We start from the raw sequence: 24,308 nt of genomic DNA on the forward strand, positions 1-24,308 counted from the left end.
TCGCGCTCGCCGGCCGAGCCGAGGCCGCCGCGCTCAGCGCCAGCGCGCCCGAAGGTACTGCGGCGGCCAGTAGGCGAGGTCGACGCCGAGCTCGTGCGCCGCCCGAAGCGGGAAGTGCGGGTCGCGCAGCAGCTCGCGGGCGAGGGAGACGGCATCTGCTCGCCCTGATCGCACGATTTCGGCCGCCTGGGACGGCTCCGTGATGATGCCCACCGCAGACACGGGCAGACCCGTCGAATGCTTGACCCGCTCGGCGAACGGCACCTGGTAGCCGGGACCGATCGGGATGTCGGCCTGCACGTTGCCGCCCGACGAGATGTCGAAGAAGTCGGCACCGGCGTCCGCGCACCAGCCGGCGACGGTGGCGCAGGCATCGACGTCCCACCCGGTCGGCGCCCAGTCGCTCGCCGAGAATCGCACGAAGAGCGGCAGCTCGCCGATGACCGCCCGAACGGATGAGACGACCCTCAGCAGCAGACGAGCCCTGTTCTCGAGACTCCCGCCATAGGCATCCGTGCGCCGGTTGCTGGCGGGGGAGAGGAACTCGTGCAACAGGTAGCCGTGCGCGGCGTGGAGTTCCACCATGCCGAAGCCGGCGCGGACGGCGCGGGCAGCGGCATCCGCGAAGTCCGACACGATCGCCTCGAGCCCGTCGGCGTCGAGCTCCGTCGGTACGGCGAAGCCGTCGAAGGCGATCGACGACGGCGCGACAGTGGGCCAGCCGCCGTGCTCTTCGGGGATGGATCCGTGCCGGCCCTCCTCGCCCCACGGAGCCCACGTCGACGCCTTGCGGCCGGCGTGCGCCAGCTGGATGCCCGGCACCGCACCCTGCGAGGCGACGTACGCCGCGATCGGACGCCAGGCATCGGCCTGCTCGTCGTTCCACAGGCCCGTGTCGCGGTCGGAGATGCGGCCCTCCGCCGAGACGGCCGTCGCCTCGGCTACGACCAACGAGCTGCCGCCGGCCGCGATGGATCCCAGGTGCACGAGGTGCCACGACGTGGGGACGCCGTCGCGTGCCATCACCGAGTACTGGCACATCGGGGCGGTGAAGATGCGGTTGCGCAGACGGGTTCCGCGGATCTGGATCGGGTCGAAGAGCTCGGACATGGACGTTTCCCCCGCTCAGCCTTCGAGTGCGGTCAAGAACGCCCGGAGGTCGGCGGGCCCGGTGAAGACGTGCCCTGTGATGCCGATCGCCTCCGCACCCTCGACGTTCTCCGGTTTGTTGTCGATGAAGACCGCGTGCGCGGCGTCGATGCCGAGCTCGTCGAGCGCGTGGCGGAAGATGGCGGCATCTGGCTTGACCAGCAGCAGCTCACCCGAGACGAACACGCGCTCGAAGAGCGATCCGATGAGCCCCTGCCGGAAGTAGCTGCCGAAGTCGGCGCCGGCGTTCGACAGCAGCGCAAGCCGCGTGCCGCCGTCGCGGAGGTCGACGAGCACGTCGATCGTGCCGGGGTCCACGCTCAGCCAGCCGCGGAAATCCGTCACCCACAGCAGATGCAGCGTGCTCTCCGACCATTGCGCGTGCGTGTCGGCCTCGATCCGCCTCCAGTAGTCGTGGATGCTGACCGTTCCCTGGTCGAGCCCGTCTCGATGTCCCCAGTACGACGGCCAGAACGCGTCGGGATCGACGCCCGCCACCTCGATGAGCGCCTGCCGGTCCGCTTCGCTCGGGCTGAGGGAGATGACCTCGCCGTAATCGAAGATGACCACGCGGTCTGGCAGGGAGATGGGCATCGTGAGCCTTTCGTCGTCGTGCTGTGAAAACCTATCGTGATGGCATGACTACCGACGCGGAGCACGATCGCGGCCAGCCCGCACGCCGTCGCTGGACGCTGGAGGATTGCCGCGACTGGATCGCCGTTCCCGGCGTCGACGACGACAAGTACTCGCGTGGGGTGCTCGGCATGGCCACAGGCTCGGACCGGTATCCGGGAGCGGCCGTGCTCGGGGCCGAGGCTGCTGCGCGCACCGGCATCGGCATGATCCGCTACGTCGGCGACGACGTGCCGGCCGGGCTCATCCTGCAGCGGCGTCCTGAAGTCGTCACTGTCGCTGGACGAGTGCAAGCCTGGCTGCTCGGATCAGGCACGGATGCCGCACACCGTGACCCCGCCGCCACCGACCGCCTGCGCTCGGCGCTCGCCGAAGGCGTTCCGGCGGTCGTCGATGCGGGGGCCCTGGATCTTCTCGCGGTGGCGCGTGGTCCGGTCGTCGTCACTCCGCACTACCGCGAGCTGTCGCGGCTGCTCGCGGAGGAGGGCGTGAGCGCATCCGCCTCCGACATCGCTGCGGATCCGGCGGCTTGGGCAGTGCGCGCCGCACGCGCAAAAGGGGTCGTCGTTCTGCTCAAGGGACACGTGACGCACGTGGCCGCCCCGTCCGGCGAGGTGCTGGACGTCAGCACGGGACCGGATGCCGGCTGGCTGGCCACCGCCGGAAGCGGCGACGTGCTCGGCGGCATCCTCGGGGCCCTCGTCGCGACCCACGCCGACGCCGTCGCCGAAGGCGGGGCGGAAGCCATGGCCCGCCTGGCGGCGACCGCCGCTGCTCTGCACGGTGCGGCCGCAGCTCTCGCGAGTTCTCGGCACGGCGGCGGACCGATCGTCGCCCTCGATGTCGCAGACGCGGTTTCCGCCGTGATCGGCCCGATCGTCGACGATGGGACGTGAGTCGGACAGCCCTCCTGGGCTCGGTAGCATTTAGGACTATGGCGACCGACACCGCGACCGAGGGGCGGTCAGACACCGCGCCCGGCGCGCGCGAAACTCTGCTGCGACTGAGCCACAACCCTTACGCGCAGTGGGGTGCGTTCCTGATCGTGCACGTCGTGCTCTGGCTGTGCGGCCTGTATGGAGCAGGGATGCCGCTCGGCGATGTCACGATCGTCTACCTGCCATGGGCGCAGGACGCGCAGCTGGGGCATCAGTTCATGGGTGTGACGGCGCCGTGGGTGTATCCGCTGGTGGCTATGGTGCCGATCCTGATCCCGCTCCTGGCTGGGCCGGACAACTACGTCATGGCCTGGCTGGCCATGGTGACCGTCTTCGATGTGATCGCGTTCGCCGTTCTCGTCACCCGCAGGAGGAATCGTGCGACGGCAGCTGCCTGGTGGTGGCTCGCCTTCCTGCTGCTCCTCGGACCGGTCGTGCTCGGGCGCCTCGATGCCGTCTCCGTCGCCATCGTCATCGTGGCCCTTGTCTGGCTCGCGGCACGGCCCCGGGCGGCGGCGATCCTGCTGGCGGTGGCGACCTGGATCAAGGTCTGGCCCGCAGGCATCATCCTCGCGATCCTGATCGCGTCTCGCCGCAGGTGGCGGATGCTCGGATACGTACTGGCCGCGAGCGCCGCGATCGTGATCCTCGGCGTGGCCTTCGGCGGGCTCTCCAACCTGTTCAGCTTCGTCACGCAGCAGACGGGACGCGGGCTCCAGATCGAGGCTCCGATCAGCGCGCCCTGGTTCTGGGCGGCGGCGCTGCACGCGCCGGGCAGCTTCATCTACTACGACCAGAATCTGCTGACGTTCCAGGTGATGGGACGCGGCATCGACGTCGCCAGTGCCGCGATGACGCTCGCACTCGCCATTGCCGTGATCGTCGTCGTACTGATCGGGCTGCGTGCCGTGATGCGCAAGGCACCGACATCCCTCGTGCTGCCGCAGCTCTCGCTGGCGATCGTCACCTCGCTCATCGCGTTCAACAAGGTGGGATCGCCTCAGTACATCGCCTGGCTGGCCGCACCCGTCGTGCTCGGTCTTCTGATGTCGGGACGCCGGTTCCTCACCCCGGCCATCCTCGTCGGCGTGACGGCAGGGCTCACGCAGCTCTTCTACCCGTGGCTGTACCTGGAGCTGCTGAACCTGAACGCATGGGTCCTCGCCATCGTCACCGTGCGCAACGTGATGCTCTTCGTCGTGCTCGGCTGGTCCGTCGTCGCGCTATGGCGCACCGGCAGCGGGCGTGCAGCACGCGGCGGCGTGTCGCGGGCGGAGACATCCGACAGCCGGGTGTGGCCGCTGAACAGAGCGGATGCCGCGCCCGGCGACGACCTGCCCATCGAAGCACCGGCCGCTCGCGTCAGCCCGTCGGCAGACGAGCTCTTCCCGCAGCAGCTCTGACGCGATTCACCGGGCGGAGCGGATGCCGGGCCTCGCGTCTCCGGTCCGCCGACGCAGACTGGTTCTGCACCCCTCAGCCGCCGATCGGAAGGACTCATCATGCTCGTCGCATTCTCCGTAGCACCCAGCGGAACGGGAAGCGGGGGCGACTCCGTGCACGACGCCGTTGCGGCGGCAGTGCGGATCGTCCGCGACTCCGGCCTTCCGAACCGCACCGACTCGATGTTCACCACGATCGAGGGCACGTGGGACGAGGTCTTCGACGTCATCAAGCGCGCGACGGATGCCGTCGGCGCGTACGGTTCGCGGGTTTCCCTGGTGCTGAAGGCGGACATCCGCCCGGGCCACACGGGCGAGCTCACCGGCAAGGTGGAGCGCCTCGAGGCTGCGCTGGACGCCCAGCAGCGCTGACGGTTGCCGACGGCTCGCCGGAAGGCATGGGCGATTTCGTGACGTCCGAAATCGATTCGTCATCGAATCGATTCGAGAACGTCACGTCCGACGCCTAGCATTGACCACATGGCCAACCTCACCGACGGGCCGGCGCTTTCGCCGGCCCGAACCCGTCTTGCCCTGCTGGCGCTCGCGCTGGGCGGATTCGGGATCGGCTCGACCGAGTTCGTCGCCATGGGGCTCCTGCCCAACATCGCCTCGGATCTGCTGCCGCAGCTCTACGCCGCCAGCCCGGCCGAGGCCAACGCGCAGGCCGGCTGGATCATCTCCGCGTATGCGCTCGGCGTGGTGGTCGGAGCTCCGACCATCGCAGCGGCCGCAGCCCGCTGGCCGCGCAAGCGGCTGCTTCTCTGGCTGCTGGTCACGTTCACCGCTGGCACCATCGCGGCGGCTGTGGCGCCCACCTTCGGCCTGGTGCTCGTCGCGCGGTTCGTCGCCGCGCTCCCGCACGGAGCGTATTTCGGCATCGCGAGCCTGGTGGCGGCATCCCTCATGGGTCCTGGCAAGCGTGCCAGGGGAGTGGCGTTCGTTCTCTCCGGCCTGACGATCGCGAACGTCGTCGGGGTTCCCGCCATCACCTGGGTCGGCCAGCAGGCTGGCTGGCGCATCGCCTATCTCGCCGTCGCAGGCATTTTCGCGCTCACGTTCGTCGCCGTGCTGCTCGCCGTTCCGTGGCAGGCCGGAAACGCGGAGGCGACGATGCGGCGCGAGCTGAAGGCGTTCATCCGGCCGCAGGTGTGGTTCACGCTCGCGATCGGCGCCATCGGGTTCGGCGGACTCTTCGCCCTCTACACCTATATCGCGCCCATCGTCACCGACGTCGCCGGACTCCCGGAGTGGGCTGTGCCGCTCATGCTCGTGTGCTGCGGCCTCGGCATGACTGTCGGCAACCTGGTGGGCGGCGCCATGGCGGACCGCAGCGTGAAGCGCACCATGCTGACCTTCTTCGTGGTGCTCATGGTGGCGCTGATCGGCGTCGGAGCGCTGGCGCAGAACTGGGTCGCACTGGCCGTCGGCGTGTTCCTGGTCGGGGCATCCGCGTCGGCCATCTCACCCGCCATCCAGACCAGGCTCATGGATGTCGCGCGCGACAGTCAGTCGATCGCCGCTGCACTCAACCACTCGGCACTGAACATCGGCAACTCGTTCGGCGCGTACCTGGGCGGGGTGGTCATCGCCGCCGGATTCGGATACCGCGCACCGGTCTGGGTCGGACTGATCCTGACGGCGCTCGGTCTGCTCCTCGCGATCGGGTCGTTCACGCTCGACAGGGTGCGCCGCGCGCGGGGACTTCCCGTCGCGGGCCACACGGAGGGCATCCCGACCCTCCCGGTCGAGGCGCTCTGAGGGGCGCCGTCGCCGGCGTCCCACATGATCGCGCCAGGCTTCAACTTCTGCACTGGGAATCCCGGGGCACGAGCAACGAGCCGTCGCGGAAACACGCACCGATGGGCCGTGCTCGAAGTCGATCGGTTCGGGGCGCGAGAGCTTGCCGCAGCCGCTCAGTCGTTCTGCAGCAGGATGCCGTCCTGGATGGCGCGCTTGCGCAGCGCCACCTTGGTGCCGACGTCGTAGCCCGCGACGCGGTACTTCTCACGGATCCGCTTGAGGTAGCTCTTGGCCGTCTCGTCGGAGATGCCGAGCTTGAAGGCCACCGACTTCACGGGCTCGCCGGCGCCGTACAGGGCCATCACGCGGCGTTCCTGCGCGCTGAGCTTGGGCGATCCCGTCGTGCTCTGGCTGAGCGCAACGTCGAGCTCCTCCGAGATGAACGAGTCGCCGCGCATCGCCGCCCTGATGGCCTCCACGATCATGTCGGCGTTCTCGCTCTTCACGATGTAGCCCTGGGCTCCCGCCGCGAGGGCCTCGCGCACCACGTTCGGGTCGGAGTACGCACTCATCAGCATGGTGCGCACGCCGGCGGCCTTCAGCGCCTGGAGCTTGATGGAGACGGGGATGTTGTCCTTGAGGTCGAGGTCGAGGAGCACGACATCGACTGGGAACTCCTCGTGCGTGAGTAGCTCGGGCCATGTAGCGACGGCGGCGACCATCTCGATGTCGTCGGCTGCGCTCCGGATCCACTCGGTGAGTGCGGCGAGGAGCATCCGGTGATCGTCGACGATGGCGATCCTGATCGGGGTCTTCTCTTGTTCCTTCACGTGTGTTTCCTCACTCTGGCGGCGAGCCGGGCGATGGGGCACGCCTTGATGCGAGTCGCTCAGCGGTCCGCCGTCGCGTCGACAAGGCAGTCCACCTCAATGCGCACCATAGCGGACTGTCCGGTCTCGGTGTACCGACCGACTCTGCGAATAGCTTGCCACGCCGCGGGATCCACCTGGCGTCGTGGGATGCCGGTCGCCTCGAGTCGAATCTGCAAGCTGTGCACGTGCGGACCGGCATCCGCTCCTCTGACGATGCGGATGACGAGGGCCGCCGCAGGCCGGGGAACGCTTCCGACGAGCAGCCAGATAGCGGAGAACAGGCCATCGCGCTGCCGCGCGGACAGCGACGCGGCGAGGCCGTCAGGGTCGTCGATCCGCGTGACCGGATCGAGGAGCGCGGACTCGGTGACGGCGTGGTGCAGCCAGGTCTGCCTGCGGTCCTCGACGAGGTGCAGCCGCAGCTGGGTCGCCAGGGCTGAAGCGCGTGCGGCAGTCGCCTCGTCGAGCGGGAGTTCCGCACGTCCTGCTGCGACGTCGTCGAGAAGCTGCTCTGCGGCGAAGTCGAGGCGTTCCAGCTCCTCCGATGCCAGCATCCCGACGGCGGAGTCGCTGCTCGTGGTGCTCTGGGTCTGCGCGATCTCGGAGTGGTACTGCACGATCGAGCGGAACGACCGCACCAACGACACCCCGACGAGCGGTGCTGCGCAGGCGATGATGACGAACGCCACACGAGGTGCAGCCGACAGTGGATCGGGAACCTGGAGTCCGAGGACGACGAAGAGGATCACCGCGAATCCGCCCGTGGCCACCAGGATGTCGCGCGGCGGCCTGGTCGTCACGGCCGCGAACAGCAGCCCGCCGACCCCTACGCACGTCACGGGGAACACCGTGGTCGCCCCCGGCGACCACGATCCGATCAGGTCGAGAGCGGTGACGATCCCGCACGCGACGAGAAGGCCGGCGAAGCGCCCCTGCTCAGTGGGCGCCTCGCGGGGCGCCGGCATGACCCACATGAGCGCGGCAACGACGATGAGGAAGACCACGGCCGCCACGCCGAACCAGACCATCGGGTAGAACCGCCCGAACACCGCGAAGCGGATCGTCGAGGCGGCGACCAGCGCGTCCGCGATGACCATCGTGCCGATCCGCAGGCTGCTGACCCCCGTGTAGACGTGGGTGGCGCGGGCATCGAGGCGGCTCATGCTTTCGGCACCTCCAGCACGACGGTGGTGCCGGATCCGGGCGCGCTGAACAAGCGCGCGTTCCCGCCGACGTCGCGAACGCGCGCCACGATCGACTCGGTGAATCCGAGTCGCCCTGGCGACACGCTCCCCATGTCGAATCCGACACCGGAATCGGTGACCATCGCCCGCACAGTGACGTCGTCGTCCGTGATCGTGACGTGCGCCTGCGTCTCGCCCGAGTGCCGGCGCACATTCTCGAGGCATTCGGCCAGCGCGAGCAGGAACGCGTCGAGCGTCTCGGCCGGCAGCAGGACGTGCCCCGTTCCGTGCCAGGCGACGTCGAGTCCCATCCGCTTGAACCGCTGCTTCACCGTCTCGAGCGTGTTGCCCAGCGTGGACTCTTGCACCTGCCGCAGCGTGTAGTCGCCAGAAGCCGCCGGATCGGGCGTGTAGCCGAGCCGCAGCTGGCGAAGCAGCTCGGCGTCCTCGGAGGCCTGAGCTCGCAGCGCGTGCTCGCCGACGCCTCGACCGGAGTGCGCGAGCAGCGTGAGTGTGGCGAGCACCGTGTCGTGCAGCAGCCGCGCGCTCTGCCGACGTCTGGCCTCGAGTTCACTCGCCTGGCGTTCCGTGCGGTAGGCGTCGCTCATGCCCTCGATGCGGTCGACGGTCTGCGGCACGATGCGCGCCACCCAGACAGAGGTTCCCGTGCAGAAGGCCCAGCTTCCGACAGTCACGAAGAGCGCGGCGATGAGGTTGCCGCGCACGGACATCACCGTCGGGATGACCACGGCGAGCACAGCCACGAAGCCGGCGCCGAGGATGACCCGGCGGCGCGCCTCGGCGGCGAGCAGGAAAGCGGCGCTGCTGGAGGCGACGACGAGCATCGCGACGACCGAGGTTGCGGCTGGACCCGACTTCCCGCCGCTGAGCCCGACCACTCCGATGCCGATGAGTGCCGTCACCAGGATGACCACAACGGGGATGGGTGAGGTGCGGCGCTGCAGGTAGGCGCCGGCCGCGACGATGAGCAGGGCGAAGGCCACGATGCTGATGGTGGCCTCGAGCGCAGGAAGCGCCCCTGGAAGGATCGCGCACACCACCGTCGCGCCGCCGGCGACGGTGGTCACGGTCGTCGACGCGAACGCGAGCATACGGTCGCGTTCTTCGACGGTGCGCGTCATCGATCCTCCGGCTGTGCCTCACCCATGGGTGCAGACCCCCAGGCACGTTACAGACAGATTAGGCCGTCTGGCTGACACCGCCTCGCCGGCGAGCAGGCGCCTGTCGGATGTTCGGCCTGCCGGATCGGGAGGCGGCGATCGGCGTGATCGCACGCCGGGCCCGCTGATTCGTCGCCGGGCTCGGCGTCAGGACTCGAGAAGGCGTGCCAGCTGAGGTCCGATGAGGTCGTCCTCGATGAGGAACGCGTCGTGGCCGAATGGTGAGTGGATGACGACCGGGTGCGCTCCGTGGATGCTGTTCGGCATGCCTGCCGCGATGATCTGCTGCCCTTCGACGCTGTACAGCCGGTCGCTGTCGATGCCGAGCACGAGCGAGCGCGCCGTGACCCTGGACAGTGCGGTGTCGACGCCGCCGCGTCCGCGTCCGATGTCGTGCGACGTCATGGCGTTGACGACGGTGATGTAGCTGTTGGCGTCGAAGCGGCGGGTGAACTTGTTGCCGTGGAAGTCGAGGTACGACTCGACGGCGAAGCGTCCGCCCGCGCCGAGCGGAGAGATGCCGCTCTGCCAGCTGCGCTGGAACCGTTCGTTCAGCTCGTTGGCGCTGCGGTAGTTCAGGAGGGCCATGCGGCGCGCGAGCGCGAGCCCTGCGTGCGGTCCGTCGCCGTCGTCCGCGTCGTAGTAGCGCCCAGCCCGGAACTGCGGATCCGTGCGGATCGCCTCGATCTGCACCGAGTTCAGAGCGATCTGGTCGGCGGTGGAGAAGGGAGGCGCCGCGATCACGGCGACGCGCTCCACGCGATCCGGCAATCCGACGGCCCACTCCAAGGCGTGCATGCCGCCCATGGATCCGCCGATGACGGCCGCCCAGCGTGCGATCCCGAGCTCATCGGCCAGCGCCGCCTGGGCGTTCACCTGGTCGCGGATGCTGGTGTACGGAAACCGGGGACCCCACTCGATGCCATCGGGCGCGAGCGATGCAGGGCCGGTCGAACCCTGGCATCCGCCGATCATGTTCGGGGCCACCACGAACCATCGGTCGGTGTCGATGGCCAGGCCGGGGCCGACGATGCCGTCCCACCATCCCGAGGTCGGATGCCCGGGACCGGCGTCGCCCACGACGTGGCTGTCTCCGGTGAGCGCGTGGAGCACGAGCACGGCGTTGCCGCCGTCGGCGTCGGGCGTTCCCCACGTCTCGTACGCGACGACGGCGTTCGAGAGCGTACGGCCGCTCTCGAACGACAGCGGACCGATGCGGAGGAATCGGCGGTCGCCCTCGGGATCGCCATCACGCCAGGCTCCGGTCGCGCGGGGCTTGCCGAGCAGCGATCGTGCCTGCGCGTCGGTGATGAAGCTCGACGGCACCGTGTCTTCAGAGGTCTGCCAGTCCATGGTGAGGTCAATTCTCCCCGCTGCCGCGGCATCCTTCGGCACGTGTTACGGGCGCGCGGCCACCGTGGGGAACGGACGGGCATGCGAAAGGACCCGGACGAAGCCGGGCCCTTCCACGATGTCGGTACGGCCGCACGGCCGCGGCGTGTTACGCCGAGACGCTGTCGGCCTGGGTCGCGGCGCGCGCCGCGGCGAGGCCGGCGTCGAGATCTGCCTTGAGGTCCTGGACGTTCTCGATGCCGACGGACAAGCGCACCAGGCCCGGCGTCACGCCGGCCGTGAGCTGCTCCTCGGGGGAGAGCTGCGAGTGGGTGGTGGATGCGGGGTGGATGACCAGCGAGCGCACATCGCCGATGTTGGCGAGGTGGCTGAACAGGCTGAGGTTGTCCACGAGCGCACGGCCGGCGTCGACGCCGCCCTTGAGCTCGAAGGACAGCACGGCGCCGACGCCCTTGGGGGCGTACCTGTTCGCAGCGGCGTACCACGGGCTGGTCGGCAGGCCTGCGTAGTTGACCGAAGCCACATCGGGGTGGTTCTCGAGGAACTCCGCGATCTCCTGCGTGTTCTGCACGTGGCGCTCGATGCGCAGTGACAGCGTCTCGATGCCCTGGATAAGCAGCCAGGCGCTGTTCGGCGCGATGGCCGCGCCGAGGTCGCGCAGCAGCTGGACGCGGGCCTTGATGATGTACGCCAGTCCGTCGCCGACGGCTTGCGTGTAGCTGACGCCGTGGTAGGACTCGTCCGGCTCCGTGAGCCCGGGGAACTTCGCCACGTTCTTCGACCACTCGAAGTGGCCGCCGTCGACGATGACGCCGCCGATGGTGGTGCCGTGGCCGCCGAGGAACTTCGTCGCCGAGTGGATCACGATGTCGGCGCCGTGCTCGAACGGACGGATCAGGTACGGGGTGGCGATTGTGTTGTCGACGATCAGGGGCACGCCGGCCTCGTGGGCGATGCCCGCGACGGTCTCGATGTCGAGGATGTTGACCTTCGGGTTGCCCACCGTCTCCGCGAAGAACAGCTTCGTGTTCGGGCGGACGGCGCGGCGCCACTCCTCGGGGTCGTCCTGGTTCTCCACGAACGTGGTCTCGATGCCGAGGCGGCCGAGCGTGTACTTGAACAGGTTGTAGGTGCCGCCGTAGATCGAGCTGGAGGAGACGATGTGGTCGCCCGCCTGCGCGATGTTCAGCACGGCGAAGGTCTCAGCGGCCTGACCGCTGGCAACGAGCAGGGCGCCGGTGCCTCCCTCGAGCGCCGCGACGCGCTCCTCGACGACGGCCTGCGTCGGGTTCTGGATGCGCGTATAGATGTTGCCGAACTCGGCCAGCGCGAAGAGGTTCTTCGCGTGGTCGGAGTTGTTGAACACGTACGACGTGGTCTGGTAGATGGGCGTGGCCCGCGCGTTGGTCACCGGATCGGGCGCGGCGCCCGCGTGGACCTGCTTGGTTTCGAACTGCCACTGGGCGGCGTCGGTCATGATGATCTCCCGATTGGTGCGACGGAGGGCCGGCGTGGCATCCGCGCCGGTGGTCCATTCACCATAGGCACGGCGCCTTGCCCGCCCAAAACCCTCGAAACACGACGTAACCTCACCCGGCGGACGGACGCCGACCGTCTTCGGAGGGGGACGGATGCTGCGGCGGCCCGTCGGCATCCGTCGCGTTCTCCAGGGGTGCGTCGATGAGCACCGTGCCAGGCGGGACCGGCACGTCGGGTGCCGTCGGAGGCGGGATCTCGGCGAGCGCCTGCCTGCGGAACAGCCACGGGAAGTCCGGTTCGACCACCCAGTGGAACGCCTTCTTGATGAAGGGCTGCGCGAGGAAGGCGGAGATCGCCACGGCCAGCGCGATCATCCCGATCAGGACCAACGGGGAGGGCTGGTGGTCGAGCACCCCCGACTCGCGCAGCGGATACAGGAAGAAGCTGTGCAGCAGGTAGATGTACATCGTCGCGGCGCCCCACGCCGTGAAGACGACGCGGCGTCGCGGTACGAGGGTGAGGAACGCGAGCGTCAGCAGGGCCCCGATGCCGATCATGAGGAGACGCACGGCTCCCGCCCACCACTGGTCGTACCCGAACGAGTCGTACTGCTCGTCGTACAGGAGGAACCGGCGGATGAGCAGGTCACGCCACACGTCGATGTAGAGGCCGAGGAAAAGGAGCACGAGCGCGAAGAGCGCCAGTGCTCCGGCCCGCCAGCGCCAGGCGACGGCGCGACGCAGCTTCAGCCAGCGCTTGGTGCCGTCCCAGTGGCGCAGCTTCCAGCCGAAGACGAAAAAGGGGAGAAGGCCTGCTGTGCGGGCCAGGGCTAGCGTCGAGTCCACGTTGTCGAGGTATCCGGCGGCCACGGAGACCAGCAGAGCGAACACCATCGGGTAGCGCAGCATCACGATGTACGGCAGCGCGACTCGCCACACGCCGAGCGCGATCAGGAACCACAGCGTCCAGCTCGCGGTCGTGTAGTCGAGGCTCAGCTTTCCCGTCACGGCCCACGAGATCAGGCTCCACACGGTCTCGAAGATCACGTACGGGAAGACGATGTCGGTGAGCAGGCGCTTGACGCCGCGGTATCCGGGCGGTTGCGCCTTCGCGAAATATCCGGACACCGTCACGAACACCGGCACGTGGAACAGGTAGATGAAGAGGTAGAGCGCGTATGCGGTGTCGGAAGCCGCGATCAGCTTGAGAATGGCGTGTCCGATCACGACCAGCGTGATGGCCAGCCAACGAGCGTTGTCCCAGTAGGCGACCCTCGCCTTGCGCGGCGTCGTCGTCGTGATCCGTTCGGCGATCGTCATCCGATCAACACTATGGGGCTCGCCACGCTTCCCGCATTTCGGTCGTCGAGCCGGCGACCGTCAGAATGGTGGAATGGCAACACGGCGTGCGGTGGTCACGGGAGCGAGTTCGGGTATCGGAGAGGCGACGGTTCGCCTGCTCCGACAGCACGGTTGGGACGTCGTCGCTGTCGCACGACGCGTGGAGAGGCTCCGCGCGCTCGCCGACGAGACCGGCGCCGAGGCGTTCGCCGCCGACATCACCGTTCAAGCGGATGTGGACGCTCTGCGCGACCACCTGGCAGCCAACGGCGACGTGCACGCAGTGGTCAACAACGCGGGTGGCGCCAGAGGACTGGACACCGTGGAGAAATCGTCGGTCGAGGACTGGGCTTGGATGTACGAGGTCAACGTGCTCGGCACCAAGCGCGTCATCGCGGCTCTCCTGCCTCTGCTGCGCGACGGAGCGGATGCCGACACTCACGCCGACATCGTGAACGTCACCTCCACCGCTGGCCACGTCGCCTACGCGGGAGGCGGCGGATACAACGCCGCCAAGTTCGCCGAGCACGCGCTGACCGAGGCGCTGCGCCTCGAGCTCAACGGCGAGCCGATCCGCGTCATCGAGGTCGCTCCGGGTCTGGTGCACACGGAGGAGTTCTCGCTCACCCGTTTCAAGGGCGACAAGGCGCGAGCGGATGCCGTGTACGCCGACGTGCCCGAACCGCTGTCGGCCGTCGACGTCGCCGAGACGATCGTCGACGCGCTCGAGCGACCGCCCCATGTGGACCTCGACCTCATCGTGATCAAACCGGTGGCCCAGGCCGCGGCGTACAAGCTGCACCGCGGCCCTCTGAGCGTGAAGCGGGACTGAGCGATGCGGGCGCGGAGTGAGAGGCTCGCCGCGCGCGAACGTGCCGTTGCGCGATGGGAGCGCGCCAGCAGCTGGCCGTTCCTGGTGCTTTCCGTGGCGTTCATCGTCGCGTACAGCATCCGCTGCCTCGACTCGGACTTCGAGCACCACGACCCGGTGATCATCTGGACGATCCTCGCCTTCATCTGGGCCGTCTTCCTCGTCGACTTCATCGTCAGGTTCTCGCTGTCGACGCACAAGTGGACGTTCGTGCGACGCAACGTTCTCGACCTCCTTGGCGCGCTGCTCCCCGTGTTCCGTCCCTTCCGGGCCCTGCAGGAGCTGCGGCGCATCCGGTATTTCCGCAGCCAGACGGGAGCCGCCGTCCGCGCCCGCCTCGTCTCGAACGCCGCGGCGTTCGTGGTGCTGTGGGTGTACATCATCGCTGTGACCGAAGTGCTGGTGGAGCGGGGGGCCCCTGGCGCATCGATCCTGAGCTTCGGTGACGCCGTCTACTGGGCGGTCGTCACGATCGCGACCGTCGGTTACGGCGACATCGTCCCGGTCACGACGCTGGGGCGCACGCTCGCCGTGCTGCTCATGCTGAGCGGTATCGTCATCGTCGGCGTCACGACCGCCACCGTGGTCTCCTACATCAACGACGCGATCCACCCTAGGGACAACAGGCACAAGGCGGGCGCCGAGGGCGACGCCGCTGACAGCGAAGGGGAATGATGAGCATCCATCTCGTCGGAGGCGGCTACCGAGACGGGACCGAGCGCGCCGTGTACGGACCGTTCGTGTCGGAGGCGATCGCCGGGGCCGGGGACGAGCGCGATCCCGTGATCGCTGTGCTCACGGTGCGCGAGTCGGCGGATCCCTCGCACGGCGAGACGCTCGCCGCCGCACTGCGCACGGCGGGTGCCCCCCGCGAGGTCGACATCGTGGCGATCGTGGTCGACGAGGGCGAGACCATCCCGCTTGACGCCGTGGACGGGGTGGACGGGATCCTCGTCGGCGGCGGCCTCACCCCGGCGTACCTCGCCGGACTTGCGCCGCTCGCCGGGCGGATCAGGGACGCCGTCGTCGCCGGTGTGCCCTACCTCGGCTTCTCTGCGGGCGCGATGATCGCACCCGACCGCGCCATCATCGGCGGCTGGCGCATCGACGGAGTCGAGATCTGCTCCGAGGACGGTTCCGAAGAACTCGACGAGCTCACGATCGAGGACGGTCTCGGCCTGATCGACGTGACGGTGGACGTGCACGCCACCCAGTGGGGCAACTTGTCGCGCGCCATCGCGGCCGTCGACTCCGGGGCGGTCGGCGAGGTCATTGCGATCGACGAGTCCACCGTGCTCACCGTCGGCGCCGGACCGCTTCGGGCCGGAGGAGCCGGCACCGTGTGGGTGGTCACGAAGGATGATCGCGGCGTGCTCGTGCGGAGCATGCGGTAGAGCATCCGCTGCGGCACGGGATCTGATCGTCGGAGGTCACCGACCAGTCGGCCTGCGGTCGGACACCAGCGCGAACCCGAACCGAACCGAAGGAACCCGAACCGATGCCGAAGACGCTCGCCGAACTCGCCGCCGAAGGTGCGATGGATCACGGCTGGGCCGAAGCACTGCAGCCGGTGTCCGGCGACATCGCGGCGATGGGGGACTGGCTTCGGCGGGAGGTGGCATCCGGGCGGCCGTACCTGCCGGCCGGAGCGAACGTGCTGCGGGCATTCCGGTATCCGCTCGCCGATGTTCGGGTGCTGATCGTCGGGCAGGACCCGTATCCGACTCCGGGGCATCCGATCGGCCTGTCGTTCGCCGTGGAGCGCGACGTGCGGCCGGTTCCGCGCAGCCTGCAGAACATCTACCGTGAACTCCGCAGCGACCTCGGCATCGAGACGCCGTCGCACGGCGACCTGACAGCGTGGAGCGAGCACGGCATCATGCTGCTCAACAGGGTGCTCACGGTGAGGCCCGGCGCAGCGGGATCGCACCGAGGCGCCGGCTGGGAACGCGTGACCGAGCACGCCATCAGGGCGCTCGTGGCGCGCGGCACGCCGCTCGTCGCCATCCTGTGGGGGAGGGATGCCGCCAACCTCCGCCCCCTGCTCGGTCAGACTCCCATCATCACCTCGCCTCATCCCAGCCCGCTGTCGGCCGATCGGGGATTCTTCGGATCCAAGCCGTTCAGCCGCGCCAACGAGCTGCTCGTGCAGCAGGGCGCGCTGCCGGTGGACTGGTCGCTCGATTGACCCTCGCGGACTGAACCGAGCCGGCAGACCGGTCCGGTCGAGATCGGTGAGCCGTCTTCTCAGGCGGCCAGCGCTCCGGTCAGCAGTTCGCGCAGGATGCGGCGCAGGCGCGGTCCGACATCCACGATTGCGTGTGCGAGTCGCGGGTCGCTGCGATAGAGGGCGGAGATCTCGGGTCCCGGCGTCGCGATCTGCCAGAACGCACCGGCGAGCGCTGTCGCGCTGGCGATGACGTCGACGCCGTCCGCGTCGGACAACGCGGGGAGCAGGCGCTGCATCGAGACGACGATGGCCTCGACCTCGGCGTGGGTGCCGTACTTGAAGCGCCGAACGGCATCCGACGACACGTTGCGCTCCAGGTTCATCGGTGCCTGGGCGAGCAGGTCGCAGAACATGCCGCGCGAGGCGAGAGTGGCCGAGAGGGCGGATGCGACGGCATCCGGATCCGACTCGCTCACGTCGAGTGCGTCCAGCTGTCCGCGCACGCCTACCGACCATTCCCGCCAGCCTTCGCCCGTGAGCCGCAGGAAGATCTCCTCCCTCGTCTCGAAGTAGCGCAGCAACGCGGACTTGTGCATACCGACGGCGTCGGCGATGTCGGTGAGCGTGATCTGGCGGATTCCGCGCTCGGCCGCCAGCTGCCGTGCCGCGGTCAGGATCGCCTCCTCGCGCCGCTGCTTGGCCTCTGGACTCCTCGCTCGTTGGAAGTCTGCGGGCGCCGGTCCACGCTCGCCGTCGGGCATCGGTGATCCATCCATGCCGACAGTTTAGCAAAACGGTGTTGACTAAATAAGAGAACAGTGTTGTACTAAGTGCGTGACAGAGAACGAGACAGTGAACACGAACAGCGAACAGAGCACCCGGATCGGCGCGGAAGGCGCTGCGACGCAATCGGGAGCAGAGACGAAGACCTGGTTCATCACCGGGTCGTCGCGCGGCTTCGGGCGCGCCTTGGCGGTCGCGGCACTCGAAGCGGGAGACAGGGTGGCGGCCACGGCGCGTCGTCCGGAGCAGTTGGACGACCTGGTGGCGACCTACGGAGACCGGGTGGTGGCGTTGCGGCTGGATGTCACAGACGTCGACTCCGTACGCGAGGCGATCGCGTCCGCCCGCGAGGCGTTCGGATCCATCGACGTCGTCGTCAACAACGCGGGCTATGCCAACGTCGCGCCGATCGAGACCGGGGATGACGCAGACTTCCGCACCCAGTTCGAGACGAACTTCTGGGGCGTCTACAACGTCTCGAAGGCGATGATCCCCGTGCTGCGGGAGCAGGGCGGCGGATTGATCATGCAGTTCTCCTCCGTCGGCGGGCGTGTCGGCGGATCGGGCGGGATCGGCTCGTACCAGGCGGCGAAGTTCGCGATCGACGGGTTCAGCCGGGTGCTGCGGTCCGAGACCGAGCAGTTCGGCGTTCGGGTCCTCGTCGTCGAGCCGAGCGGATTCCGCACGGACTGGGCGGGTAGCTCGATGAGCATCGCCGACCTGCCGCAGGAGTATGCCGCCCTCGGCGCGCGTTACGCCGATGCGGCATCCGCGGAATCCAGCCTGCAGGCGGGCGACCCCGACCGGGCCGCGGGCATCCTGGTGCGCCTCTCACGTCGGTCTGACCTCCCGACGAACCTGCCGATCGGAGCGAACGCAGCGCGGTTGTCCGTCGGATTCGACCGCTCGCAGCTCGAGAGTGATCTCGCGTGGCAGGAGGTCAGCCGATCCGCCGACTTCGGCCAGCCGTATCCCGTGGAGTTCCCCGCGGATGCAGACGCCTCGGAGCAGGTCGCCTGATGCGGGACGGGCGGTGCCGGGAGAGAGTGTACCCGGCACCGCCGGCGTCGCGTCAGTCCGGTGCGCGTGACCGTAGCCCGTTCGCCACCCCGCTCAGTTGAGGGCGGACGTGAGGCGGGCCAGGCCGTCCAGGAACGTGGCCCTTGCCGGCTCGTTGTTCCACTCGTCGAGCGTGAGCTCGCGACCGGAGTCTCTGTAGTCCTTCTCGACAGCCCGCATGGCCTGCACGAAGGGCGTCCCGCGGACCATGAGAGACATCTCGGCGTTCAGGCTGAAGGACCGGATGTCCATGTTGCTGGACCCGATCACGGCGATGTCGTCGTCGATGGAGAAGTGCTTGGCGTGCAGGATGAACGGCGCCGGGTACAGGAAGATCCGCACCCCGGCCGCGAGGAGCGTTCGGTAGTACGAGCGCTGTGCGTGGTAGACGAGCCCCTGGTCGCCGATCTCCGAGACGAACAGCTGCACGTCGAGACCACGCTGGCACGCGGTCGTGATGGCGTAGACCATGGCCTCGTCCGGAACGAAGTACGGACTCGTCAGGATCACCCGCTCCGTCGCCCCGTGAATGAGCGAGAGGAACAGCCGGAGGTTGTTCTCCGACTCGTAGGCGGGTCCCGACGGCACGAGCTGGCACGCCAGGTCCGCCGGCTGGAGGTCGACGTCGGAGGCGGCGACGTGCTCGGCCGACGACACGTCCTCTCCGGTCTCGATGAGCCAGTCGGACAGGAACACGACGTTCACCTGCGACACGATCGGTCCGTCGACCCGGGTGACCAGTTCCTGCCACTTCAGGCCGCGCTTGATGTTCTTCTGGCTGTTGTAGTCGCGCGAGATGAGGTTCTGGGAGCCCATGAACCCGACGCGGCCGTCGACCACGACGAGCTTGCGGTGGTTGCGCAGATCCGGCCGCTGGAACTTGCCCTTGAACGGCTGAACGGGCAGCATGAACGACCACTTGACGCCGATGCGGTCGAGCTCGGCGAACGTCTTGTCGCCCTCGGGGATCTTGCGCGACGCGATGAAGTCCGCGAGCAGGCGAACGGTCACCCCCCGCGCGACGGCGCGCTCCATCGCGGAGAAGAACCCTCGGGTCGTGTCGTCCCAGGCGACGATGTAGAACTCGACGTGCACCCAGGCGGTCGCCTCGTCGATCGCCGCCGTCATGCGGTCGATGGAATCCTGGTAGTCGGCGATCAGCGAAGTGCTGTTGCCGCTGAGCGGCGGCAGCCCGGTGAGCGCCTCGTTCTGCTCGGTCACGCGCGCGAACCAGCGCGGCCAGGCGGCATCCGCGTCCTGTCGCACGGCTCGCTCGCGGATGAACGCATCGATCCGCGCCTGCTCGTTGCGGCGCCGGGCCGGCAGCCGGAAGTTGCCGATGAGCAGATAGATGACCAGGCCCAGCACCGGGAGGATGAGGATGAGGAGCAGCCACGCCATCGCGGCCGTCGGCTTGCGGTTGCGCGGGATGTAGATCAGCGCGACCACGTCGATGATCAGCACGAAGACCCACCCGAATCCCCAGAACAGGTTCGACAGCAGTAGCGAGTGCATGTCGCGCAGGGTAGGCGCGTCGCGGTCGTGCCGGGCATTCCCCGTCACCAAATCACCCGCGATGCGTCGGCCGCACGTGCGGCATCGTCGGCCGGCCGCACGAAACAGTTCCGCAACAACCGACGATTACCCTTGTGCCGTGCTGGAAGAGGAATACGAGACGCGGCGGGTGCTCCCGGCGCACCTGCGCAAACCGGAGCCGCAGGAGGCGCCGTTCGCGTATGAGATCCGCGACGCGACCCCGGCTGACCTGCCGCACGTGCGCGAGATCTACAACTACTACGTCACGAACAGCACCGTGACCTTCGACGAGGACACCACTTCGCTCAAGGAGTGGAAGTCGAAGTACGCCTACCTGCGCAAGATCGGCATGCCGTTCATCGTGGCCGAGTCGCCGAGCGGCCAGATCCTGGGATACGCGCTCGCCACGCCCTGGAAGCAGAAGAAGGCGTATCGGTACACGGTGGAGAACTCGATCTACCTCGGACAGGCATCCACCGGCAAGGGGCTGGGCAAGGTGCTCATGCAAGCCCTGCTCGACGCGTCGAAGGCCGCCGGTCTCAAGGAGATGATCGCCGTGATCGCCGATCAGGGCGCTGAGGCCTCCATCGCCATGCACCGGTCATTCGGCTTCAAGGAAGTCGGCAGCATGGGTCACGTCGGCTACAAGTTCGACCGCTGGCTGGGCACGGTTCTCATGCAGAAGAGCCTGAAATGAGCGTCTGCGGCGCGGCGATCCTGTGGGTTCGCCGCGTTGCCGTTATCAATTCGTAATAAACCCTGGCGGATGTCGTGGCCCGGCAATACAGTGATCTCACCGTCACAGCCGGGCGCCTCCTTTCACTCGAGACGATCGACACGACGCTGTACGAATCGAGGCCTGCCGGCATCACTGGGATGCGGCAGGCCTCGTCCATTCACCGCCGGCGACGCAGTCGCGGCCGGCGGATCGGTCACTCCCTCGCAGGCGCCTTGCGCAGCACGTAGAATCCGACGACCGCGGCGACGACCCCGGGGATGAGCAGCCACGCCACGACGCCGATCGCCTTCACCTGCAGGAACCAGGCGCCGACGGTGGCCCAGGAGTCGGTCAGTGTTGCGGCGGCCACACCAGCGACCACCAGCAGCACCACGATCGCCCCCAGCGCGTAGAGGCCGTTGGCGCGCCACCGCACGAAGACGCTGCCGGCCAGGGCGCCGAGCGCGAAGCAGATCATGAACGCCGCGAAGCCGGCAAACAGCCGCTCCCACAGCGGACCGGTGCCGAAGTAGACGTTGCTGAACATGTGGGCGTTCATGCCGTAGCCGTTCGTCCAGTCCTCGACGTAGGAGAGCAACGTCGCCACGGCGGTGAACAGCAGACCTTGGAGGGCGAAGGCGACGACGGTGCCGAAGTAGTAGTCGCGGCGCGTGGCCGACATGCCCAGTGCGAACCGGAAGGTGAGGTTCATCGCCTGCACGGCTGCGACGGCGAAGTACACGTAGATGTACGCCGTTGCCCCCGACCATTCGGTTCCTTCGAGGGACTCGCCTGTCGAGAAGAAGATCGAGATCCAGATGATCATGTTGATCAGGAATACAAATCCGATGATCATCCAGGGCAGGGCGATCATGGTGAATCCGTTGGCGAAGTGGAGCCGGGTGACGGTCCAGACGCGATGCGCTGCGCCCTGCACGACGGTGGAATCGGCGACGGTGGCCGGTGTGCTGATGGCGGTCATGACGATGCTCCGTTTCCGGCTGCTGAGGTCTCGGCGCCGAACTCGGCGCCTGTCGAATTGGTGGAGCGCACGACGAGCTGCTGCAGGGAGACCGGGGCGAGCTCGAGACCGGCAGCGACGGCATCCCGTCGCTCGTCGGCATCCAGGCGTTCGACGGTGACGGATGCCAGCCCGCCGATGCCCTCGCGATGGAGCACTCTGCGCCCGACGATGAACGCCTCGACCGCGCCGCGCGGGCCGACGATCGTGGTCGCCGAATCGCGTGCGGACTCGGACGACTCGTCCATGATGATGCGGCCCTTGTCGATCACGACCACGTGCTCGAGGATGTTCGCCACCTCGTCGATCAGGTGCGTGGAGAGGATGATCGTGCGCGGATGCTCGCTGTAGTCGGCGAGAAGGCGGTCGTAGAAGATCTGGCGAGCGACGGCATCCAGTCCGAGGTACGGCTCGTCGAAGAACGTGAGCGGCGCCCGGGCGGCGAGGCCGACGATGACGCCGACGGCGGACAGCTGGCCGCGGGACAGCTTCTTGATGCGGCGGTTCAGCGGGAGCTGGAAGTCATCGATGAGCTGGGCCGCGAAGTCGGCGTCCCAGTTCTCGTAGAACCACGGCGCGCATGTGAAGACGTGCTTCGGCTTGAACTCGTCCGGGTACTTCTGGCTCTCCTTGATGAAGGACACGCGCGAGAGCACTCTGGCGTTCTCGACGGGGTGCTCGCCGAACACGCGGATCTCCCCGGTGGTGGCGAAGTCCTGGCCGGTGATGGTCTGCATGAGCGTCGTCTTGCCTGCGCCGTTGCGGCCGAGCAGGCCGGTGATGGCGTCGGTCTTGAACGAGAGGCTCACGTCGTCGAGCGCTGTGACGTCACCGAATCGCTTGGTGAGGCCGCTGATCTCGACCACGGGTGCGGTCGATGTGGTCACGATGGTTCTCCTTCGTGCGTGATGAGTTGGCTGAGCTGTGTCGGCGTGATGCCGAGGTTCTTCGCCTCCGCGAGCAGCGGGGCGATGTAGTCGGTGCGAAAGCTCTCGCGTCGTGCGGCGAGGAGTCGTTCGCGGGCACCGGCGGCGACGAACATGCCGATGCCGCGCTTCTTGTACAGGACACCGGTGTCGACCAGCAGTCCGACGCCTTTTCCGGCCGTCGCCGGATTGATGCGATGGAACGATGCGAACTCGTTCGTGGACGGCACCTGGCTCTCCTCGGGCAATGCGCCAGAGATGATGTCGTTTTCGATCTGTTCCGCGATCTGCTGGAAGATCGGCTTGCCTTCGTCGATCACCGGCTCTCCTCTTTGGTTCATTAGTAGAGTAACTAACCGACCAAGCTGCGTCAAGACTCTTCTCGCGAAAGTCACCGTCGCGGTGGGGTCATGAACCTACTGGCCTGCGCGGACGCCGCCCTAGGCTCGTGGCATGGCCGACGACTTGCACGAACTGACCGCGCTCGCTCAGTGGAACCTGCTGCAGAAGGGTGAGGTGACGCCGGTGGAGCTCGCCGACCACTACCTGGGACGCATCGAGGCGCTCAACCCGCAGATCGGCGCCTTCGTGACAGTGACCCCGGATGCCGCGCGCGAGCGGGCGGCGCAGGTGGCGGCATCAGTTCCCCGCACAGCGCCGCTCTGGGGGCTGCCGATCGGCGACAAGGATCTGTGGCGTCGCGCGGGAGTTCCGACCGGATTCGGCTCGCGCCTCCTCGCCGGCTACGTTCCGGAGGAGTCCGACGAGATCGTGCTCGACCTGGACGCCGCCGGCGCGGTCAGCCTCGGCAAGACGAGCGCACCGGAATTCGGGCTCCCGTCGTACACGGAGACGCTCGTCGCTCCGCCCGTGCGCACGCCGTGGGATCTCTCGCGCGGCGCCGGCGGATCCAGCGGGGGAGCGGCCGCCGCCGTGGCCAGCGGCATGCTGCCCTTCGCGCCGGGCTCGGACGGCGGCGGATCCGTTCGCATCCCCGCCGCGGCCTGTGGGCTCGTCGGGCTCAAGCCCTCCCGCGGCCGGGTGCCCTCGGGCAGCGGGCTCGAGTCGCTGGGCGGACTCGTCGTGGATGGTCCGCTGGCGCGCACCGTCGAGGACGCCGCGCTGCTGCTGGACGGCATGATCGCCAGGCGGAACGGACGCGTAGACCACCGGTTCGCGACGCTCGCGCAGGGAGACGACACAGCCTTCCTCCCGCACGCCGTGCGCGGCGAGGGACGCTTCCAGCTCGGGGTGATGACCACGAGCGCCTGGGACCTGGACTACGAGATCACGATCGACCCGGAGGCCCGCTCGGCCCTCGACGACGCCGTCGACGCGTTCGCCGCGCTCGGCCACGGGATCGAGGAGACGGCGCTGAAGCCGGATCCGACGTACGCACCCGCCTTCATCACCGTGTGGAAGGCTGGAGCCGCGCGCATTCCTGCCGAGGGCGACGCCATGGCGCTGCTCGAGCCGCTCACCCGCTGGCTGGTCGAGCAGGGTCGCGCGTTGCGCGCGTCCGAACTCGTCGGAGCACTCGTGGCACTGACCGCGTTCGAGCGTTCGCTCATCCGCCAGCTGTCGTCGTTCGACGCGGTGCTGACCCCGGCGCTGGCGATGACGCCGCGTCCCATCGGCTGGTACGACTCGGAGGACGCGGAACTCAACTTCGCACAGCAGGTGCAGTACACGCCGTTCACGTCGATGCTCAATGTGAGTGGTCTGCCGGCGATCACGTTGCCGGTCTGGCAGACGTCCGAAGGGCTTCCGATGGGGGTGCAACTGATCGGCCGCCCCGGCGGAGAGGCCACGTTGCTCGCGCTCGGAGCGCAACTGCAACGGCGGATCGGCTGGCAGCGGCGCCGCCCGCCCGTGTGGCGCGTTGGGGCATAGAGACGCAGCGCATGGCT

Annotated in this window: 24 protein-coding genes; 11 read left to right on the top strand and 13 right to left on the bottom strand. The window is 68.2% G+C overall.

The features are described 5' to 3' along the window. Positions 1 to 33 precede the first annotated feature (33 nt). Both HII28_RS14755 and HII28_RS14760 read right to left on the bottom strand, forming a co-directional pair. Entirely contained in the window at positions 34 to 1,110 is a 1,077-nt protein-coding gene (locus HII28_RS14755) for an NADH:flavin oxidoreductase/NADH oxidase (RefSeq protein ID WP_170026451.1), read from the bottom strand. Between the two features lie 15 nt (positions 1,111 to 1,125). Then, positions 1,126 to 1,743: an HAD family phosphatase gene (locus HII28_RS14760; RefSeq protein ID WP_170026453.1), complete on the bottom strand. Its 618-nt coding sequence runs from the start codon at positions 1,741 to 1,743 to the stop codon at positions 1,126 to 1,128. Positions 1,744 to 1,787: 44 nt separating this feature from the next. On the opposite strand from HII28_RS14760, the gene HII28_RS14765 reads away from it, so the two are divergent. From HII28_RS14765 to HII28_RS14780, 4 genes are all read left to right on the top strand, one after another. Next, entirely contained in the window at positions 1,788 to 2,678 is an 891-nt protein-coding gene (locus tag HII28_RS14765) for an ADP/ATP-dependent (S)-NAD(P)H-hydrate dehydratase (protein WP_170026455.1), read from the top strand. A 38-nt stretch (positions 2,679 to 2,716) separates the two neighbouring features. Beyond that, entirely contained in the window at positions 2,717 to 4,123 is a 1,407-nt protein-coding gene (locus HII28_RS14770) for a glycosyltransferase 87 family protein (protein WP_170026457.1), read from the top strand. A gap of 99 nt (positions 4,124 to 4,222) precedes the next feature. Then, positions 4,223 to 4,534 (top strand): thiamine-binding protein, encoded by a 312-nt coding sequence (locus tag HII28_RS14775; RefSeq protein ID WP_170026459.1) that lies wholly within the window; start codon positions 4,223 to 4,225, stop codon positions 4,532 to 4,534. Positions 4,535 to 4,642: 108 nt separating this feature from the next. Next, positions 4,643 to 5,923, top strand: a complete 1,281-nt coding sequence (locus HII28_RS14780; RefSeq protein WP_170026461.1) for an MFS transporter — start codon at positions 4,643 to 4,645, stop codon at positions 5,921 to 5,923. A gap of 155 nt (positions 5,924 to 6,078) precedes the next feature. Here the strand turns inward: HII28_RS14780 and HII28_RS14785 are convergent, their stop codons facing one another. The 6 genes from HII28_RS14785 to HII28_RS14810 form a co-directional block, all read right to left on the bottom strand. Beyond that, complete coding sequence (locus tag HII28_RS14785) at positions 6,079 to 6,735, bottom strand: response regulator transcription factor (RefSeq protein ID WP_346769350.1); 657 nt, start codon at positions 6,733 to 6,735, stop codon at positions 6,079 to 6,081. 59 nt (positions 6,736 to 6,794) lie between these two features. Then, entirely contained in the window at positions 6,795 to 7,940 is a 1,146-nt protein-coding gene (locus tag HII28_RS14790) for a hypothetical protein (RefSeq protein WP_170026463.1), read from the bottom strand. Continuing rightward, a complete protein-coding gene (locus HII28_RS14795) occupies positions 7,937 to 9,103 on the bottom strand; it encodes an ATP-binding protein (RefSeq protein WP_170026465.1) in 1,167 nt (388 codons plus the stop codon). The genes HII28_RS14790 and HII28_RS14795 overlap by 4 nt, the downstream gene beginning before the upstream one ends. Positions 9,104 to 9,289: 186 nt before the next feature. Further along, the gene (locus HII28_RS14800) at positions 9,290 to 10,495 is read right to left on the bottom strand and encodes a homoserine O-acetyltransferase (RefSeq protein ID WP_170026467.1); all 1,206 of its coding nucleotides are present in this window, start codon (positions 10,493 to 10,495) and stop codon (positions 9,290 to 9,292) included. 148 nt (positions 10,496 to 10,643) lie between these two features. Then, complete coding sequence (locus HII28_RS14805; RefSeq protein WP_170026469.1) at positions 10,644 to 11,972, bottom strand: bifunctional o-acetylhomoserine/o-acetylserine sulfhydrylase; 1,329 nt, start codon at positions 11,970 to 11,972, stop codon at positions 10,644 to 10,646. A 112-nt stretch (positions 11,973 to 12,084) separates the two neighbouring features. Next, positions 12,085 to 13,293 (bottom strand): acyltransferase family protein, encoded by a 1,209-nt coding sequence (locus tag HII28_RS14810; protein ID WP_170026471.1) that lies wholly within the window; start codon positions 13,291 to 13,293, stop codon positions 12,085 to 12,087. A gap of 73 nt (positions 13,294 to 13,366) precedes the next feature. Here HII28_RS14810 and HII28_RS14815 point away from each other — a divergent pair, with 73 nt between their 5' ends. The 4 genes from HII28_RS14815 to HII28_RS14830 all read left to right on the top strand — a co-directional run bounded on the left by HII28_RS14815 (position 13,367) and on the right by HII28_RS14830 (position 16,373). Then, complete coding sequence (locus HII28_RS14815) at positions 13,367 to 14,146, top strand: SDR family oxidoreductase (RefSeq protein ID WP_170026474.1); 780 nt, start codon at positions 13,367 to 13,369, stop codon at positions 14,144 to 14,146. A 3-nt stretch (positions 14,147 to 14,149) separates the two neighbouring features. After that, on the top strand, positions 14,150 to 14,860 hold the full coding sequence (locus tag HII28_RS14820) for a potassium channel family protein (RefSeq protein ID WP_170026476.1): 711 nt from the start codon (positions 14,150 to 14,152) through the stop codon (positions 14,858 to 14,860). After that, positions 14,857 to 15,579 carry a Type 1 glutamine amidotransferase-like domain-containing protein gene (locus HII28_RS14825; protein WP_240978047.1) on the top strand — a complete coding sequence of 241 codons (723 nt, stop codon included), beginning with the start codon at positions 14,857 to 14,859 and terminating at the stop codon, positions 15,577 to 15,579. Before HII28_RS14820 ends, HII28_RS14825 begins: the two co-directional genes overlap by 4 nt. Positions 15,580 to 15,683: 104 nt before the next feature. Further along, the gene (locus HII28_RS14830) at positions 15,684 to 16,373 is read left to right on the top strand and encodes a uracil-DNA glycosylase (RefSeq protein ID WP_170026478.1); all 690 of its coding nucleotides are present in this window, start codon (positions 15,684 to 15,686) and stop codon (positions 16,371 to 16,373) included. Positions 16,374 to 16,432: 59 nt separating this feature from the next. On the opposite strand, the gene HII28_RS14835 is transcribed toward HII28_RS14830, so the two are convergent. After that, positions 16,433 to 17,131: a TetR family transcriptional regulator gene (locus HII28_RS14835; RefSeq protein ID WP_240978048.1), complete on the bottom strand. Its 699-nt coding sequence runs from the start codon at positions 17,129 to 17,131 to the stop codon at positions 16,433 to 16,435. Between the two features lie 58 nt (positions 17,132 to 17,189). Between HII28_RS14835 and HII28_RS14840 the strand changes: the two genes are divergently transcribed. Then, the gene (locus HII28_RS14840; RefSeq protein ID WP_346769351.1) at positions 17,190 to 18,158 is read left to right on the top strand and encodes an SDR family NAD(P)-dependent oxidoreductase; all 969 of its coding nucleotides are present in this window, start codon (positions 17,190 to 17,192) and stop codon (positions 18,156 to 18,158) included. 93 nt (positions 18,159 to 18,251) lie between these two features. Here HII28_RS14840 and cls read toward each other — a convergent pair whose 3' ends face one another. Further along, positions 18,252 to 19,712, bottom strand: coding sequence for a cardiolipin synthase (cls, locus tag HII28_RS14845; RefSeq protein ID WP_170026479.1), 1,461 nt, complete (start codon positions 19,710 to 19,712; stop codon positions 18,252 to 18,254). 139 nt (positions 19,713 to 19,851) lie between these two features. Between cls and HII28_RS14850 the strand changes: the two genes are divergently transcribed. Continuing rightward, positions 19,852 to 20,430 carry a GNAT family N-acetyltransferase gene (locus HII28_RS14850; protein ID WP_170026481.1) on the top strand — a complete coding sequence of 193 codons (579 nt, stop codon included), beginning with the start codon at positions 19,852 to 19,854 and terminating at the stop codon, positions 20,428 to 20,430. A gap of 235 nt (positions 20,431 to 20,665) precedes the next feature. Here HII28_RS14850 and HII28_RS14855 read toward each other — a convergent pair whose 3' ends face one another. Genes HII28_RS14855 through HII28_RS14865 form a run of 3 tightly spaced genes read right to left on the bottom strand, consistent with a single transcriptional unit; the run spans position 20,666 to position 22,718 of the window. After that, positions 20,666 to 21,433, bottom strand: a complete 768-nt coding sequence (locus tag HII28_RS14855) for a hypothetical protein (protein WP_170026483.1) — start codon at positions 21,431 to 21,433, stop codon at positions 20,666 to 20,668. Continuing rightward, the gene (locus HII28_RS14860) at positions 21,430 to 22,359 is read right to left on the bottom strand and encodes an ABC transporter ATP-binding protein (protein WP_170026485.1); all 930 of its coding nucleotides are present in this window, start codon (positions 22,357 to 22,359) and stop codon (positions 21,430 to 21,432) included. Before HII28_RS14860 ends, HII28_RS14855 begins: the two co-directional genes overlap by 4 nt. Then, positions 22,356 to 22,718: a GntR family transcriptional regulator gene (locus HII28_RS14865; RefSeq protein ID WP_346769352.1), complete on the bottom strand. Its 363-nt coding sequence runs from the start codon at positions 22,716 to 22,718 to the stop codon at positions 22,356 to 22,358. Before HII28_RS14865 ends, HII28_RS14860 begins: the two co-directional genes overlap by 4 nt. A 133-nt stretch (positions 22,719 to 22,851) precedes the next feature. On the opposite strand from HII28_RS14865, the gene HII28_RS14870 reads away from it, so the two are divergent. After that, positions 22,852 to 24,291, top strand: coding sequence for an amidase (locus tag HII28_RS14870; protein WP_170026488.1), 1,440 nt, complete (start codon positions 22,852 to 22,854; stop codon positions 24,289 to 24,291). The last annotated feature ends 17 nt before the right edge of the window (positions 24,292 to 24,308 follow it).

This window comes from Planctomonas sp. JC2975, assembly GCF_012985205.1.
In the GTDB taxonomy this organism is placed as follows: Bacteria; Actinomycetota; Actinomycetes; order Actinomycetales; family Microbacteriaceae; genus Humibacter.